General features: G+C 45.2%; 12 protein-coding genes. 8 read left to right on the forward strand and 4 right to left on the reverse strand.

Annotation, left to right across the window (positions count from 1 at the left end; genetic code table 11):
* Positions 1 to 7: 7 nt before the first annotated feature.
* From ACXAGK_RS04980 to ACXAGK_RS04995, 4 genes are all read right to left on the reverse strand, one after another.
* Complete coding sequence (locus tag ACXAGK_RS04980; RefSeq protein ID WP_474854558.1) at positions 8 to 772, reverse strand: M12 family metallo-peptidase; 765 nt, start codon at positions 770 to 772, stop codon at positions 8 to 10.
* 70 nt (positions 773 to 842) lie between these two features.
* Positions 843 to 1,565 (reverse strand): lipocalin/fatty-acid binding family protein, encoded by a 723-nt coding sequence (locus tag ACXAGK_RS04985; protein ID WP_474854560.1) that lies wholly within the window; start codon positions 1,563 to 1,565, stop codon positions 843 to 845.
* A 547-nt stretch (positions 1,566 to 2,112) separates the two neighbouring features.
* The gene (mmsB, locus tag ACXAGK_RS04990) at positions 2,113 to 2,988 is read right to left on the reverse strand and encodes a 3-hydroxyisobutyrate dehydrogenase (protein WP_474854562.1); all 876 of its coding nucleotides are present in this window, start codon (positions 2,986 to 2,988) and stop codon (positions 2,113 to 2,115) included.
* A gap of 14 nt (positions 2,989 to 3,002) precedes the next feature.
* Positions 3,003 to 4,502: a CoA-acylating methylmalonate-semialdehyde dehydrogenase gene (locus ACXAGK_RS04995; protein WP_474854564.1), complete on the reverse strand. Its 1,500-nt coding sequence runs from the start codon at positions 4,500 to 4,502 to the stop codon at positions 3,003 to 3,005.
* Positions 4,503 to 4,600: 98 nt separating this feature from the next.
* Here ACXAGK_RS04995 and ACXAGK_RS05000 point away from each other — a divergent pair, with 98 nt between their 5' ends.
* The 8 genes from ACXAGK_RS05000 to ACXAGK_RS05035 all read left to right on the forward strand — a co-directional run bounded on the left by ACXAGK_RS05000 (position 4,601) and on the right by ACXAGK_RS05035 (position 16,669).
* Positions 4,601 to 5,485 (forward strand): LysR family transcriptional regulator, encoded by an 885-nt coding sequence (locus tag ACXAGK_RS05000; RefSeq protein ID WP_474854566.1) that lies wholly within the window; start codon positions 4,601 to 4,603, stop codon positions 5,483 to 5,485.
* Positions 5,486 to 5,766: 281 nt separating this feature from the next.
* Positions 5,767 to 7,083, forward strand: coding sequence for a methyl-accepting chemotaxis protein (locus ACXAGK_RS05005; RefSeq protein WP_474854568.1), 1,317 nt, complete (start codon positions 5,767 to 5,769; stop codon positions 7,081 to 7,083).
* A gap of 196 nt (positions 7,084 to 7,279) precedes the next feature.
* Positions 7,280 to 8,539, forward strand: a complete 1,260-nt coding sequence (locus ACXAGK_RS05010) for a sensor histidine kinase (protein ID WP_474804961.1) — start codon at positions 7,280 to 7,282, stop codon at positions 8,537 to 8,539.
* On the forward strand, positions 8,536 to 9,213 hold the full coding sequence (locus ACXAGK_RS05015) for a response regulator (protein WP_474854570.1): 678 nt from the start codon (positions 8,536 to 8,538) through the stop codon (positions 9,211 to 9,213). Before ACXAGK_RS05010 ends, ACXAGK_RS05015 begins: the two co-directional genes overlap by 4 nt.
* Positions 9,214 to 9,355: 142 nt before the next feature.
* Complete coding sequence (exaC, locus tag ACXAGK_RS05020) at positions 9,356 to 10,873, forward strand: acetaldehyde dehydrogenase ExaC (RefSeq protein WP_118492296.1); 1,518 nt, start codon at positions 9,356 to 9,358, stop codon at positions 10,871 to 10,873.
* A gap of 40 nt (positions 10,874 to 10,913) precedes the next feature.
* Complete coding sequence (locus ACXAGK_RS05025; protein ID WP_474854573.1) at positions 10,914 to 13,010, forward strand: 4Fe-4S binding protein; 2,097 nt, start codon at positions 10,914 to 10,916, stop codon at positions 13,008 to 13,010.
* The gene (gene nosP, locus ACXAGK_RS05030; protein ID WP_474854575.1) at positions 12,979 to 14,169 is read left to right on the forward strand and encodes a nitric oxide-sensing protein NosP; all 1,191 of its coding nucleotides are present in this window, start codon (positions 12,979 to 12,981) and stop codon (positions 14,167 to 14,169) included. Before ACXAGK_RS05025 ends, nosP begins: the two co-directional genes overlap by 32 nt.
* Positions 14,156 to 16,669: a hybrid sensor histidine kinase/response regulator gene (locus tag ACXAGK_RS05035; RefSeq protein ID WP_474854577.1), complete on the forward strand. Its 2,514-nt coding sequence runs from the start codon at positions 14,156 to 14,158 to the stop codon at positions 16,667 to 16,669. Before nosP ends, ACXAGK_RS05035 begins: the two co-directional genes overlap by 14 nt.
* The last annotated feature ends 8 nt before the right edge of the window (positions 16,670 to 16,677 follow it).

Here is a 16,677-nt window from a genome sequence, read left to right on the forward strand (position 1 = left end):
TATTTACTTAATAGTAATTAGCGATCTGGTTGATGACCGCGTTTACCGCACGATAAGCATTTGACTCATTCTCAACACCACACGCTTGACCATTACAGCCCGACCAGTAAGGGTCAGAAAAATAATCTAGCTGGGTAGCACTACCGAATGCCTGAGGGTAGGCCATGATAGTTGAGAAGTTATTATCAACGCCGTGTCCTATACCGTCACTATAAACACCACCAACTGAACCCTGGCGCACAGAGTGACCTAAGCCCATGTTGTGACCAAGCTCATGAACGAATGTAGATAACCCGCAATCAACGGCGCTGATGCTGTACATACGACTTTGCGAACTAGAGTACAATGTACCGTTGTTGCCTTGGCCTACCCAGCCAATACCGCACACATAGCCTGCCAATTGGCCGCCTTCGTAAATGTTTTCACGGTTACCTAGAAGCACAACCATGTCTGCGCCGTTAGAGGTTCGCGCGTTTTGTACACCACTGCTATCAGTTAACAAATCTAATGCACTTTCAGTGGGTTGTAGGTCGCTAGATGTAGCAGCAGAAGACTGAGCGCCCACTAAACGCAACTGTAAATCTATAGCATTATTTTGATAAACACGGTTGGCGTGTGAAATGTATTGGTTAATTTTAGTGTCGATATTAGACACATTGTTTGCAGCAGGTTGGGTGTAAAGCACCATTACATCGATGGTGGCTGCTGTTACTGATGTTGCACAAAGCAGTGAAACTGCCATTGCCGTTAAACACTTAAATGTGTGTTTCATTTTTATTTCCTTCTTGTTGTTTTATTTGAGCTTGTTGAATTTCCTGTGAAGCTCAACAGGCACTAGGGGATTAGTTTTGGCCGAGATCGAAGACTTCTTCAGCGTTATCGTCACTAAGCGGGCGCTCACTGTCGGGTTCGCGTTCGATGTGGTTTTGCATCATTGAAGACTTCGGCGCGATCCATGCGTATTTATCGTTGCCTTCAAGCACAAACACATCGCGAGGCGTGGCTAAGTTTCCATAGGTAGCATTTTCGCCAAGCGTTATAACGGCAGCGTAGAGAGAGCCCGCACCTGGGATATGCGCCTCTACAGTGCGGTCGCCGTTTGGATGAGTGACAACGTGGTCAACTTCACCGGTGTAACTGCCACCGAACTGTGGGATGTATAAATCGAGATACTCGCCAACTTCTACCGTCATTAATTCTTCACGATCAAGCTCAATGTAAGCTTCATCGGTCACATCAGCGGGAATATGGCCTTCTGCTTGAAGTACCTTTTTACCTTCTTCTGATGTCGTCCAGACGATGGTATCTTTCTCTGACTTACCGTTGGTGTTAGTTACAGCCTGAGCTTTTAAGTCGGCTTTATTTTTCGGTTTGAAGGTATCGACACCTGTCGATAGCACTTTGCCGTTTCGTTGCTTTTCAACAGCGCCTCCGTTACCAACCGATTTTGACTCCGTTTTGGTCGCTACTACCTCTTTTTTGCCCGAGGACGTAGTATCGATAAAGGCGAAAATACAACCAATAGCTACAATTGCCGTCGAAGCGGCAACAATACGCTTTTTCATAGTGTGTTCCTTTTATTTTTACTTACTGAATTTAGGAAGTTGAACGTTCGAAATTAGCGACACCCTGCTTCTTCAAGCTTGCTTTAAATGAGCGGCACGAAGAACCAATTTGTTTAGTGAAATTGCTTAGTGAATTAAGTAAGTCATTAAAACGTATAATATTTTTACGGTTAAAAAAGTATCGCTTTGCATAAGGGGGTATAAAATTTAGCCCTTTAGTGCAGTGTAAATTTCTTCGTTGAAATAGCGGACTGCAAGATGTAGACCTAACATCGAATCAGCTTGTTTTAATCAGGTTGGTGAGAACGAATAAGTCACCTAAAAGTGGATTTTTGATGGTGAAAAGGGAACACCAAATAACAAAGGAATAATCCCGCTTGGTACGGGGGTTAGCGAATGTAACAACAGCGCCATCTGAGTGGGTAATTATCTGTGTGGACTGATATAAGTTGAAATAAAAAAAGAGCGAGTAAAATCCTTTACTCGCTCAGTAAGAAGGCCACCTCTTCTGAGGGAAAGTAGCCGTCGGAGAAATGTTGGTTTTCTCTTATGCTAATCGGTTGATTATTGAAGAGAAATCCATTCCTGCATTGCCTTCTTCACAATGCATTTCAAACCACTTTGCAGCAAGCTCACCCATAGGTACTTGCGCGTTGACGCCCTTCGCGCCCTGCATGGCCAGCCCCAAGTCTTTGAGCATAAGCGCAGAAGCGAAACCGCCAGCAAAATCGCTATCAGCAGGGCTTTGTGGCCCCACACCTTTTACTGGGCAGTAGGTGGTCATTGACCATGTCTGTCCCGAGGCATTTGACGCGATATCGAAGAATACTTGCGCATCTAAGCCAAGTTTCCGGGCAAGCTGGAAACTCTCACACGTCGCAATCATAGTCGCTCCCAGCAGCATGTTGTTGCAAATCTTCGCCGCTTGCCCCGCACCATGGCCGCCTGCATGAACAATTTTTTTGCCCATCGCACCAAGAACGCGTTGCGCTTTATCGAAAGCGTCAGTATCGCCGCCAACCATGAACGTGAGCGTGCCGCCTGCGGCTGCTGCAACACCACCAGAAACCGGGGCATCGAGCATTTTAAGGCCTTTTTTCTCAGCCAGTTTTGACACACTTTTCGCCGTTTCAACGTCAATGGTCGAGCAGTCAATAAGCAAGGTGCCTTCTCGTACAGAAGCCAGGATCTGATTTGAATAGATATCTTTTACGTGCTTGCCTGCGGGTAGCATAGTTATAACGATGTCAGCTTCAGAAACAGCTTGTTCGGTACTTTGAGCGATAGTGCATCCCGCTTCTTTGGCTTTTGCCAGCGCCACTTCGCTTAAGTCAAAGGCCAGTACGTTGTAATCGTTCTTAACCAGGTTAACTGCCATCCCTGAGCCCATATTTCCTAGGCCAATAAATGCAACTGTGGTCATAATAATCTCCTCGCTTAGCCCATGGTTGGAATAACAAAGGCGTTGTCGTTCGTATCTGAGCCATCAGGCCAGCGCTGCGTAATGGTCTTAACCTTGGTCCAGAATTTCACCCCTTCCATACCGTGCTGGTTGGTATCACCAAATGCAGAGCGCTTCCAGCCACCAAAGGTGTGATAAGCAACTGGCACAGGAATAGGCACGTTAATCCCAACCATGCCCACGTTTACGCGCTGCGCAAATTCGCGCGCCGCATGGCCGTTACGGGTGTACATAGCAACACCATTACCGTATTGATGGTCGCTAGCTAAGTTAACCGCTTCGTTGAAGTCTTTTGCGCGCACCATTTGCAGCACGGGACCAAAAATTTCTTCTTGGTATGAGCGCATGTCTTTGGTTACGTGGTCGAAGAATGTGGGGCCGATGAAGTAGCCTTGACTGTCGTCAGGGATCTGACTGGTTCTACCGTCGTAAACAAGCTCAGCACCTTCTTCTATGCAAAGGTCGATATAGCCTTCAACGCGCTCTTTGTGCGCAGCAGTAACCACAGGGCCATAATGAGCATTAGGATCTTCACTATGACTTACCATAATGTCTTTAATAGCCGGAATAAGCTTGGCTTTAAGTTTTTCAGCGGTTTCATCGCCAACCGGAACGACAACCGGCAGCGCCATGCAGCGTTCACCGGCACTGCCGTATGCAGCACCCACTAAGTCGGTTACCACCTGATCCAAATCAGCATCAGGCATTACGATACCGTGGTTTTTCGCGCCGCCCATAGCCTGAACGCGCTTACCAGCTCGGGCACCACGCTCGTACACGTAGTTAGCGATATCAGAAGAGCCTACAAAGCTCACAGCCTTAATAGTTTGATGAGTTAAAATACCATCAACCACTTCTTTGTTACCGTGTACAACGTTAAGCACGCCTGCAGGAAGGCCTGCTTCAATCATAAGCTTTGCTAATTCAACAGGTACTGACGGATCGCGCTCTGATGGCTTTAGAATGAATGCGTTACCGCAGGCAATAGCCACACCGAACATCCACATTGGGATCATGGCCGGGAAGTTAAATGGCGTAATACCTGCCACTACACCCAGTGCTTGGCGCATAGAATAGACATCGATTCCCGGGCCTGCGCCTTCGGTATATTCACCTTTTTGCGCATGAGGAATACCGCAGGCAAACTCGATAACTTCAAGACCGCGCTGAATATCACCTTGCGCATCAACCAACACTTTTCCGTGCTCGCTAGATAGCAACGCGGCTAGGCGATCGCGGTTTGCTTCAACTAGCTCTTTAAACTTGAACATGACACGAGCGCGTCGTTGAGGATTTGTTGCTGCCCACTCAACCTGAGCAGCTTGGGCTGTTTCAATTGCATAGGCCAACGTTGAAGTGTTAGCCAAGCTTACTTCAGCCTGTACTTCACCTGTGTTAGGCGCAAATACCGACGCGGTATTTTCGCTGCTATCCTCAAAATCTTTACCTGCAATAAAGTGAACAATCTTTCTCATGACATAGCTCCTAGGGTTTTTAACAATATTGAAACCTTGTGTTTGCAAAGACAATACATATACTTGCAGTATGGTGCTGTAAAAATGCAGGTGTTTGAGTGAATTGGGATGACATGCGCTTGTTTCTTGGATTGGCAAGAAATGGTCGTGTAGCTATTGCAGCTAAAGGCTTGAAGGTAGACCCTACCACGTTAATTCGTCGTGTAAAAAAACTGGAAGACTCATTAAACTGTAAGTTGTTCGAGCTAACGAAAAAGGGATATGTGCTAACCACACATGGTAGTGAGTTGGTTACGTATATTGAAAAAGCAGAGCATTACTTTTTAGAGGCACAAAACGAATTAGGTGATGAACGTTCCCACTTAGCGGGCACGATTCGAGTAAGCGTTTCCGAAGGTTTCGGTAGCTGGTTTTTAGCGCCATTGCTACCCGACTTCAAGAAGCAATATCCGGGGATCAGTATCGAGCTTGTAGCTACCAGCGGCTTTTTAAATCTGAATAAACGGGAAGCCGATATGGCTATCTTGCTAGAAAAGCCTAGTAAAGGCTTACTGGTTACCCAAAAACTGACTGACTATAACCTTTATCTTTATACCCATCAGTCCCTTATCAGCGACAACGAACCACGAACATTACAAGAGCTCACCGCGTTCAATTTAGTGAGTTACGTGCCTGATTTGGTTTACGCCCCCCAATTGAAGTTCATTGAAGAGACCGCGCTGTCACAGCTAAGTGCGCTGCGCAGCACCAGTATTAATGCGCAGTATCAAATGCTTGTAAATGGCGCAGGGGTAGGCATTCTGCCTAAATTTATGGCTGAAACTCAGCCAGGCTTAGTTCGACTCATTGAAAACGAGATTCATATTAAGCGTACGTTCTGGCTTGCCACACACAAGGAAACCCATTCTCAAGCACGCTTTCAGGTATTCACACAATGGCTTACAGATAAAGTTGCGCAATACCATTCAAAATTTCTCGACTAAAAAATTAGACGATCATCTACTGTCTTTTGCTGAGTAAATATGTGAAAAAACGCAGGATAAAAGCGAAGAAATTTGTCTGTATTCATTTAACCCAAGTGGTGAATGTGGTCTAGGCTATATCTATTGCATGACTAAACTAGATCATAAGATACTGTCGAAAAAACAAACATAAGCATCACGCTTTGTGATTCTTGTATACGTTTATCAAATTATAGTTAAGACACGATTAATAACTGCCGATACAAATTATATTACTGCCATTCTCTATCAGGGAAGATCCTATGTTCAATAAACACTTAGTTAAAGAAAACGAAGCACTTAAAGAGGAACTACACATACTCAAGCAAGTGCGAGACGGGTTACGTGAAGACATGATTTTTCTTCGCCTAAACGAGCGTGGTGAGATTGACGCGGTCAATAGGATGTTCGAAGAGGAACTAGGTTACTCTCTGTCTCAAGTAAAAGGTAAACGCTTTTTTGAGTTTGTGCCTGAAATTGCAAGGGACACACCCCATTTTAAAAAGTTAAAAGATGCTCTTGAGCAGCGCGTCCACTACTGGGGGGCAATAGAATTTGTGCGTGCAAACGGTGATGAGGCGTGGCTGCGGGGTGTAGTAGAGCCTATTTTCGATATTACTGGCAACATACATAAATTCTCGGTAAACCTAAATGACCTCACGCGCACCATCGCTAAGTCGAAAGAACACGAAGATTTAGTAGCCGCTTTACACAAATCTAATGCGGCGATTGAGTTCGATCTCAATGGTGTAATTCAAGACGCTAATGAAGCCTTTTTGAAAACCGTTAAATACAGTTTGAACGACATAAAGGGCAAGCACCATAGAATATTCTGCGATACTGAATACGCTAATTCCATGGAATACAAAAATTTTTGGGACCGCCTAGCCCGTGGTGAATTTGTTGCAGGGCGCTTTGAACGTTTTGATGCGCATGGCAATAGCTTTTGGTTAGAGGCGACTTATAACCCTATTTGTGACTCTCACGGCCGCATGTATAAAGTGGTTAAACTAGCTACCGATATTACTGAGCAAGTTGCTAGAGAAAACGCAATCTCTAATGCTGCTGATATTGCCTATCGTTCTTCTAATACTACTGATCAAATTGCATCTCGAGGGAAGGAAGTAGTAAGTGAATTGCTTTCTGAAATGTCTTCGCTGTCGGATCAAATGGACAGAGCTAAGGAAGGAATAAACGCGCTAGATAGCCAGTCTCAGCAGATAGCCACTATCATAGGTAGTATCAGTGCCATCGCCGAGCAAACTAACCTACTAGCTTTAAATGCTGCCATTGAAGCCGCGCGCGCTGGCGATCAGGGACGAGGTTTCGCCGTAGTGGCAGACGAAGTACGCCAGTTAGCGTCGCGCACTACCGAGGCTACGGAAGAAATTATTAATGTGGTTAAGCACAACCAAACGTTGGCAACCGATGCCGTAAGCCTTGTGAATGAGGGTGATGCAAAAGCACAGTCTGGGCTTAATTACGCCAACGAAGCGGGTGAGGTTATTGAGCAAATCCAAAACGGCGCGAAGGAAGTTGTGGATGCAGTCGGGCAGTTTAGCAGTCAGCTCGTAAATTAAACATTAATAAGTAGCGTTGACATGAACGTGTAGAACGTAATCAATAAGCGTACCTATTGCCTCACTTGTAACACCTATGCTTGAAAAAGTGAGTTCATCCTACCTTGGTAGGATGAATTCGCCCCTATTGCAGGATGTGCTTTTGAGCGCATGCTGTATAGCATAACCCTGTAATAAAAGGCTTGCAGGGGCGCTTATGTCAGGTTTTACGAAAATATCTACAGCTGTAGTGGCCGTATTCATTGGCTGCTTTTTGGTTTTTACCTGTCTGGTCTACTTCCACATACAGGATAATATAGAGGAAGAAATGACCGGCGCGCTTAATCAAGTGCGAGAAATGGTAAACCTCAATATCCCTGTCGCTGATATCGAAGCAATTGTAGAGCCTAGTCCTCACTTATCTGCCCATTATTTCACGGGCCGTCTTCGGGCAGAGCAGCCCTCAGCAATGTCTACATCTGAACGCAATGCACTGACACCCGTTATCATCCCAATTCAGGAAAATCAGTATCTTATCGTTACGCCTTCCGATACTACTGAGCTCACTCAGAATCTTACGTTTTTTGCCTTGGTAGCGGGGCTGTTTTTTGCGACTTTTGTTCTGCTTCTATTTACATTAAATGTAGCGGTTAAACAAAGGTTAGTGCCGCTAAATCAGCTCGCTGAAGCGTTATCTAAGCTACGAGAAGGCAAGGAATCACAGCCTCTACCACATTCAGATATTACCGAAATGAACAGGGTGTTAAATCAATTTAAGCACCTGCAAAATGCGCTTAAAACAAAAGAAAAGCAGCTCATCAAAATAGATAAGCAGTTAGCTCTTCTTCAAGAGCAAGAGCGAAATTACCTTGCCAGAGAACTTCACGATAACGTGGGGCAGTTGCTGACAACGATAAAAGCCCACGCCTATATTCTGGTTAACGCAAAAGAGCGCTCTGTTGTTGAATTCTCTGCTCAGAAAGTTCAGGTGATGTCACATCAAATAAGCGATGCAATTAGAAAGCTCACTGCTCACCTTCATCCGCTTGTTTTGGATAGAGTCTCTCTTCAGTCGTCGCTAGAACGTCTGGTTTACGAACAAGAAGTGGCACAACCCGATACGCAGTGGAACGTGTCAATTAATCTAAAGCGGTATCAAGAAGATAATGAGCGAGATATTCATCTTTACCGATTTGCTCAAGAAGCCATTAATAACGTGATTAAGCATGCGAAGGCCACCAAGGTTAGCATTCAAATTTATGGCGATACTCACCGGGTTTCTGTGATGGTCAAAGACAACGGCCGGGGATTGGGGAACCACATTGTAGAAAATATTGGCATGTCTTCAATGCGCAGCCGAGCGCGTTGTATAGGAGCAAATTGCAGTGTGACGTCACCAGATGATGGCGGCGTTGCTGTATCGCTGTCCCTTACCCTTAAAAAAATGCCTCCTCTTATGGGCGCTAACGTCGCATGAATATTCTAGTTGTCGACGACCACGCTGTGGTGCGTGAAGGATACAAAGCTTTACTCAATGCGATGATGCCCGATTGCCGTATTTTTGATGCTGAAAACGGTGCACAAACCCATCGTTTATTAGCCAGTAGTGACATTGAGATCTTAATCCTCGACATAAACCTTTCAAATGAAAGTGGCCTTGTTTTAGCCAAGATTTTTTTGAAGCGACATCCAGATTTAAGAATTATCTTTTTCAGTATGTTCGAAGACAGCGTCATATTGCACCGCGCCATGCAGACCGGTGCTATGGGGTACATCAGTAAAAGTAGTTCGCCTGAAATATTGATCTCGGCAATTAAGGTCGTCGCAAAAGGGCAAAAGTATATTGAGCGAGGCCTGGCGGTAAATTTAGCCAATCAACTTCTCGATACCAATGTGGACATTGCTGCCAAATTAACAAAACGTGAGTTCGAAATATTTATTGCGATAGCAATGAATAAATCCCGCTTCGATATTGCTGATGAGTTGGGCCTATCGGCTAAGACTGTCTCTAACGCACTTACCGTCATTAAGCGAAAGCTCGACGCGGTGCCCTCCCAGTTTTCAGCCATTGCGGCTAAACACGGTTACATCGGTGATGCAGAGCTTTCAGCGTCTCAATCGGTGTCTTTTGTCGAGAAAAGTGGCAAGTAGCCATAGGTTTCCCCTCCTAAAGTAGGAGTCAAATCGGTCTATCGCATCATGGTAGGTACAACGTAAAAGTACCATTATCAAACTACACAACAAACCAAGTTACTGCGCGTGGTACGCGCAACGTTATCAAAAGGTAATTCTTATGATTTATGCAAAGCCAGGTAGTGAAGGTTCGGTCGTAAGCTTCAAAGAAAGCTACGGTAATTTTATCAATGGCGAATGGGTTGCACCGGTTAAAGGTGAGTACTTCACCGCAACATCACCAGTAGATGGCAGTGACATCGCACAAATCCCTCGCTCAACGTCTGAAGATATTGAGCTTGCGTTAGATGCAGCTCACGCTGCGAAAAAAGGTTGGGCAGATACATCAGTAGCTGAGCGTTCTAACATTCTTCTGAAAATAGCCGATCGCATCGAAGAAAACCTAGAGCTACTCGCCGTTGCAGAAACTTGGGATAACGGTAAAGCCGTTCGTGAAACACTGAATGCCGACATCCCGCTTTGCGCAGACCATTACCGTTATTACGCAGGCTGTATTCGAAGCCAAGAAGGCACCATCGGTGAAATTGATAAAAACACGGTGGCGTATCACTTCCATGAACCTTATGGTGTAGTTGGACAAATCATTCCATGGAACTTCCCGCTACTTATGGCGGCATGGAAACTTGCGCCAGCACTTGTTACCGGTAACGTAGTGGTGTTAAAGCCAGCAGAACAAACGCCAGTATCTATCTTATTGTTCGCCGAACTAATCCAAGACCTACTACCCCCGGGTGTACTAAACATTGTTAACGGGTTCGGTGCAGAGGCTGGACAGGCCCTTGCAACTAGCACAAGAATCGCAAAAATTGCGTTTACTGGCTCTACACCTGTTGGCGGACATATCCTTCGCTGTGCTGCTGAAAACCTTATTCCATCTACCGTTGAGCTTGGCGGCAAGTCGCCAAACTTATTCTTCGCAGACATTATGGATCACGAACCAGAGTTTATCGATAAGTGTGCGGAAGGGTTAGTGCTTGGCTATTTCAACCAAGGTGAAGTATGTACGTGTCCTTCTCGAGCGATTATTCACGAAGACATCTATGATGCGTTCATGGAAAAAGTGTTGGAAAAAATTCAGAAGATCAAACGCGGCAACCCACTAGACACAGACACCATGGTAGGCGCGCAGGCATCTAACGAGCAGTTCGAAAAGATCCTTAAATACATCGATATCGGTAAGTCAGAAGGAGCTCAGGTTGTCACTGGAGGTGAGAAAGAACAGTTACCAGGCTTTGATGGAGGCTACTACATTCAGCCGACTATCTTGAAGGGTGAAAACCACATGCGTGTGTTCCAGGAAGAGATTTTTGGTCCGGTAATCGCTGTTCAAACCTTCAAAACCGAAGAAGAGGCGATTGAGATTGCCAATAATACAAGCTTCGGACTTGGCGCTGGTGTATGGAGCCGCGATGCGAATGTAGCATTCCGCGTAGGTCGAGCGATTGAAGCAGGTCGCGTATGGACGAACTGTTATCACTTGTATCCAGCTCACGCTGCATTTGGCGGCTACAAGAAATCGGGGATTGGCCGCGAAACCCACAAGATGATGCTAGATCACTACCAGCAGACAAAAAATCTATTGGTAAGCTACGACATCAACCCACTTGGTTTCTTCTAAGTAAACCTGAGGGCGGCGCCTACCGCTGCCCGCTACTTTTATGCGCATCGCATTTTCCTCAATCATTTTCTTGCTGTTTCTCAGCACCAATGTGTTGGCGCAGTCTGACGCGACAGACATTCCACAAGACATTTACAAAATATTTCCTAACGCTACACGCGTGGGGGAAATGCATACAGATATCAAGGTAACCCCGGTCTATCAGCTTCAGCAACTACTCGGATATGTTTTTGAGTCGAATGACTTTGTCGACTTCATAGGCTTTTCAGGCAAACCGGTTAATGTGGTGATTGGGCTAGATACACAAGGCAATATGGTCGATCTTTTCGTCAAGCAGCATAGCGAGCCGATTTTTTTGCACGGGCTTGGTGAGAAATCCATGTTTGATTTCGTTGCTCAATATCAAGGACACAGTGTCAAAGAGCGTTTTATCATTGGTGGGAAAAGCAATGTAGGCAAAGACGCTACCTACTTTGATGGGGTTACGAAAGCCACCGTATCGGTGCTGGTTATCAACGATACCATCGTGACATCTGCATTAGCCGTTGCCAGAGCTAAGCTCGATGGCTTTGTTGCGCCTAGCAATAATATTATCAATCCAGACTTTTACGAACCTCTTACTTTTAGCGAGTTGGTGGACAAGGGCTACATCCAAAAGCACCAGATTACCCAGCAAAATACCAAAGGCCTCTCGAGAGAAGTGGTTCGGGCGGTTGACGATATTCAAAGAGAGTTTGCTCTTGATGGTGACATCATTGCCGAACACTACTATGCGTTTTTAAGTCTTCCTATTGTGGGGAAAAACCTGCTGGATGAAGAGGAGTTTGCTCGGTTACAGGAAAATCTAAATCCAGGAGAAATGGCACTGATGGTGCTGAATACGAAAGGGTTCAGTTTTATCAGCGATGAGTTTATTCCCCAAACCACGCCTGAGCATTTACGGGTATCTCAAGGCGGTTTTCCCACGGCTATCCGCGATATCGATTTTTATAGCTTCTATGATCCCGCATTTTCACAACCATTGCCCGACTACAACGAGATCAAAGTACTTCGCGTAAAATCGAAAGGTGGGCTGTCACTTGACCAAGAAATGGAAATAGCGATTAGTGTGCCGTTTAAGCCAAGTTTCTTCGAGCAAGATGAGTATCTGTTCCCTTTGAAAGTGACACTGCCTAGTGAACTATTTATGGAAAATCCTGAGGCTCAGTTAGCGAAGCCCATTCCGTTGTGGCAGAAAATTTGGGGGGACAGAGCCTTAACGATAAGCATCACCGTTGTTTATCTTGTAGCGCTGTCGTTGTTTTTTGCATTCCAGCAAAGGCTAACGCCTTACACCAAGTTTGTGCATACAGTGCGGGCATTTTCCCTTGTGTTCGTGCTGTTTTTTATTGGCTTTTACGCTCAAGGGCAACTGTCTGTTGTCAACATATACACGCTGCTACTGGATATTGTCGATGGATTTTCCCTAGAGGTATATCTTCTCGACCCGGTCATTTTTATTTTGTGGAGCTTTGTATTTGTCTCGTTGTTTATTGTTGGTCGGGGACTATTTTGTGGCTGGCTTTGCCCCTTCGGAGCACTTCAGGAAATGATGGGAATACTGGCTGAAAAGCTCAGGATAAAACAAATTAGAATTAAGCCTCAGCACCACAAACGGGCGCAAAAAATTAAATATGTATTGCTTCTAGGCCTAGTTGCGTGTTCATTCTATTCGCTGAACCTTGCGGAGAAGCTCGCTGAGATAGAGCCGTTTAAAACGTCCATAACCCTACACTTTGTTCGATATTGGCCCTTTGTGCTGTATTCGGTTTTATTGCTGCTACTTAGCTTAAAAATTCATAAAGTGTACTGCCGCTATTTATGTCCGTTGGGAGCAGGGCTCGCCATTCTGGGGCGTTTCCCTTTAGTTAAATTGCTCACACGTAAAGATGCCTGTGGTAACCCGTGTCAGCTGTGCAAACAAAAGAAATGTGGTATTGATGCTATAGAACAAGACGGCAGCATTGACTATGCTGAATGTATTCAGTGCCTTGAGTGTGTGGTTACGTTAGATAACCCTAACTTGTGCAAAATCGATAAATATAAAAAGAAAAAGGTACCAACGCGTGTCAAAAACCTCAATCCTGTCCGCACTTAGTCAACCTGCTAATAGCAAGATTAACGATGACAACCATTCTAGTTTATACGGCGCTAAAGAAGCCTGCCGTGATGTGGCCAATGAGATTTTAGCCAAGGTTAAGGGCGATGAAATAGAGCTATTACTTTTTCATACCAGCACGCTGTTTGACTTAGATACCGTAGCAAAGGAAATCACCGCACGTTTTCCGCACGTGAACATTGTTGGCTGCACCAGTGCTGGAGAATTTAATAAAAACGGCTACGGAACAGAAAAACTTTTGGCCGTCGCTTTTTTGAAAAACGAATTTTCTATTGCCACAGCATTGGTGCCTAATTTAGGCGAAGTAAACTTTGATGAAGCCCACGATATTGCCAGTGGTTTGCGCCGAGCCTTACAGGGGAGGGATCGTCGTTACGATACAGAGCAGCACTTCGTTATTTCTGTGCTCGATGGACTTACCCGCCATGAGGAACATTTTCTAGAAACCTTTGCGACTGCATTTGGCAATATTCCACACTTAGGCGGTAGCGCTGGCGACGATCTAAAGCTTGAAGCCACCTATGTGTTTTACAACGGTGAATTTCATCGAGACGCAGCAGTACTGCTGCTTGTTGGTACGGGGAAGCCCTTTACCGTATTCTCCACTGATCACATTAACTCTCCCGTATCGAAGTTGGTGGTAACCCACGCCGATCCAGAATCGCGAACCGTGTATGAAATTAACGGTGAACCCGCAGCGCAGTATTACGCCAGTTTATTGGGAATGAAAGCTGAAGACTTAACGCCGGATGTGTTTTCCATGTTTCCCCTTGCTGTGATGGTAGGTGGCAAATATTTCATCCGCTCCATTCAAAAAGTAGATTTGGCCACTAACGCCATTACCTTTTACTGCGCGGTAGATATTGGCATTATTCTTACATTTGTTCAGCTGGGTGACTGCATTGAAGCATTAGAAAGTAAACTAGACAAACTGCGCGCTCAGCTTGGCGAGCCCGAATTTGTCTATGCTTGCGATTGCTTTTTGCGAAGGCTCGAGATTCAACAGGGCAAAAACGACCACGAAATAAGACGGCTACAGCAAAGATACAATGTTGCGGGCTTCAATGCCTATGGCGAGCATATTCACTCGGTTCACTTGAACCAAACGTTTACGGGGGTGTATTTTGCAGCCCAATAATCAATTTACCGACGTGGAAGCGCTCCAAAAGGCGCTTTACGAGCAACGGCGTGAAAACGAAAAGCTTGAGAAAATAAACGCAGCGCTGATGTATCGCATGGAAGAGGGTGGTTTTAATCATCACAGTTACCGCGCCTTCGAACATTCGGTTCAACTTTCTGAAAAAGTAAGTCAGAAAACAGAGGAGCTACAGTCAGTACTGCAAAAGCTGGAGCAGTCAAATGCCGAGCTGGTGCGGGCTCACGAAGAAACCCATCAGGTAAAACAGCGTTTACACGACGCCATTGAAAGCACCAATCAGGCGATGGTGTTGCTAGATAGACTGGGCGGGATCATCTTCTTTAATCGGCACTTTGAAACTGTTTGGGATGACCTTTCCATTACCCCTAAAATTGGCGATAACTATTACGATATCACCCAAGCTGCCAAACATTCCGGGGTTATTCGCCGCGCCCTGCCTGCTGATGTCGAAGGCAGGATGATCTATCAGTTGTCGAACCGGCGATGGTATCAGCTGACCAATCGACCCACGCAAGAAGGCGGGAACGTTATTCTGTTTAACGACATCACTGAAGTAAAACTGCTTGAATCGAATCGTTACGAGCAAGTCATTAAAGAGAAAAACAAGCTGTTGCAAAGCCTTATCGATAATATTGATGTTGGAATATTGCTCATTGATAAAGAAGGTGGCATTGCGTTTTGGAATAACACGTTTTTGACCCAGTCAAACGTGCCCCAGCACGTACTGGTAAACAGTAAGAATATTTATGCCCTTCAAAATAACCGTCACTGGAGCGGGCTCAACTTAAAACCGGTGGGGCCAAGTACCCAGATTATACACGAGCAATTGGTGGTTGAACGCAACATCACTACACTGGCCGACGGCAATACGCTGTGCACGTTCACCAATGTTACATCGCAGCATCACTACGCGGAAACGCTGAAGCAAAACGAAAGCTGGATCCGCATGATAACCGATAATGTACCGGCGCTTATTGCTTATATTGGTACCGATAAAAAGTTTCAATACACCAATAAAGGTTATCGCGATTGGTATGGCGTTAGTGAGCAAGACATTAATGATATGCCTATGGAGCGAAGCCATCTGAAAGAGGTTTACCCCAATCTTATTCAGTACTTGCGCCGTGTTAACCAAGGCGAAGTGGTGAGCTTTCAAAGCAAAGAAAAAAATGCTCATGGCGACGTTGGCTTTTTACAGAAAGTTTATTTGCCTCATTTCAATGAATCTGGCGATATCACCGGGCACTTTGTCTTGGCAACAGACGTGTCGCAGCAGGTAGAAAGCCAGCTTCAGCTTAAAGCGGCTAAAGACCAATTAGAATCGAATGTAGAAAAGCGTACCCGTGAACTCAATCACGCCAACATCGCCCTTCAAGAAGCGATTGATTCAAAGAGCAAATTTTTGGCTGCTATTAGCCACGATCTTATGCAGCCCCTTAGCGCTGCCATCTTGTTCAACGAAACATTGAAAGATCAAGTGGATAGTTCATCCAGCCCCATTGTTGCCGCACTCGATAATTCACTGTCTGATTTACATGGCCTTATTCGCACGCTTATTGAAACATCCAAACTGGACGCTGGGGTGTTACAGCCCGATAAGCAGCAAGAAAATATATTGCCGTTACTTATGCAGCTAGCCGAAGAGTTTACGCATATCAGTAAAGACTACAGTGTAGATTTTCGCTATCGCTTGAAAGAAGCCTTTGTGGTGACAGACGTGAACTTACTTTCTCGAATATTGCGAAATTTACTAATAAATGCAATGAAATACGGTGCCAACGGCAAGGTGTTACTGGCAGCACGGAAGGTGAATGAGAACCTAGAAATTAGCATCTATGATCAAGGTGTGGGTATAAGCGAAGACGATCAGAAAGTTATTTTTAAAGAGTTTTCCAGATTAGAAAACGATTTTAACTACTCTTACAGTTTGGGGCTAGGACTATACATTGTAGATAAAATGAGTAAGTTGCTAGAGCACGATATTCGAGTGCGCTCGAAAGAGGGCGTAGGCGCGTGCTTCACGGTGACCATTCCTATTACCGAAGTGTGTGATACGAGCCAGGAGCAAGACTATCTTTATACTTTGGAGCCATCGTTACCAGATTACGTTTTGGATAAGCATATATGGCACATTGATAACGATGCGAATATGCGCATTGCTATGCAAACGTTGTTCGCAAACTGGGACATGGAAGTAGACACCTTCTCAGGTTTTGAACAATGCAGTGCCGTAAATAATGGCAGCTTTGACGAGTGCGACATGCTTATTGTCGATTACCACCTAGATGAAGAAGAAACCGGTTTAGACATTGCGAAACGCGTAAGAAAAATCGCGCCTTCAATGCCCATTATGATTTGCACCGCTAATCACTCAAAAGCGTTAGCGAATGAACTTGAAGGCACCGACATTCAGCTGCTGCACAAACCTGTTAACTCCTCGGTGCTCAAGGCGGCGCTAGTCTCAAGTTTGAATGGCTAAAAGTAAAC

It is taken from the genome of Alteromonas sp. ABM1_013, from assembly GCF_056160505.1.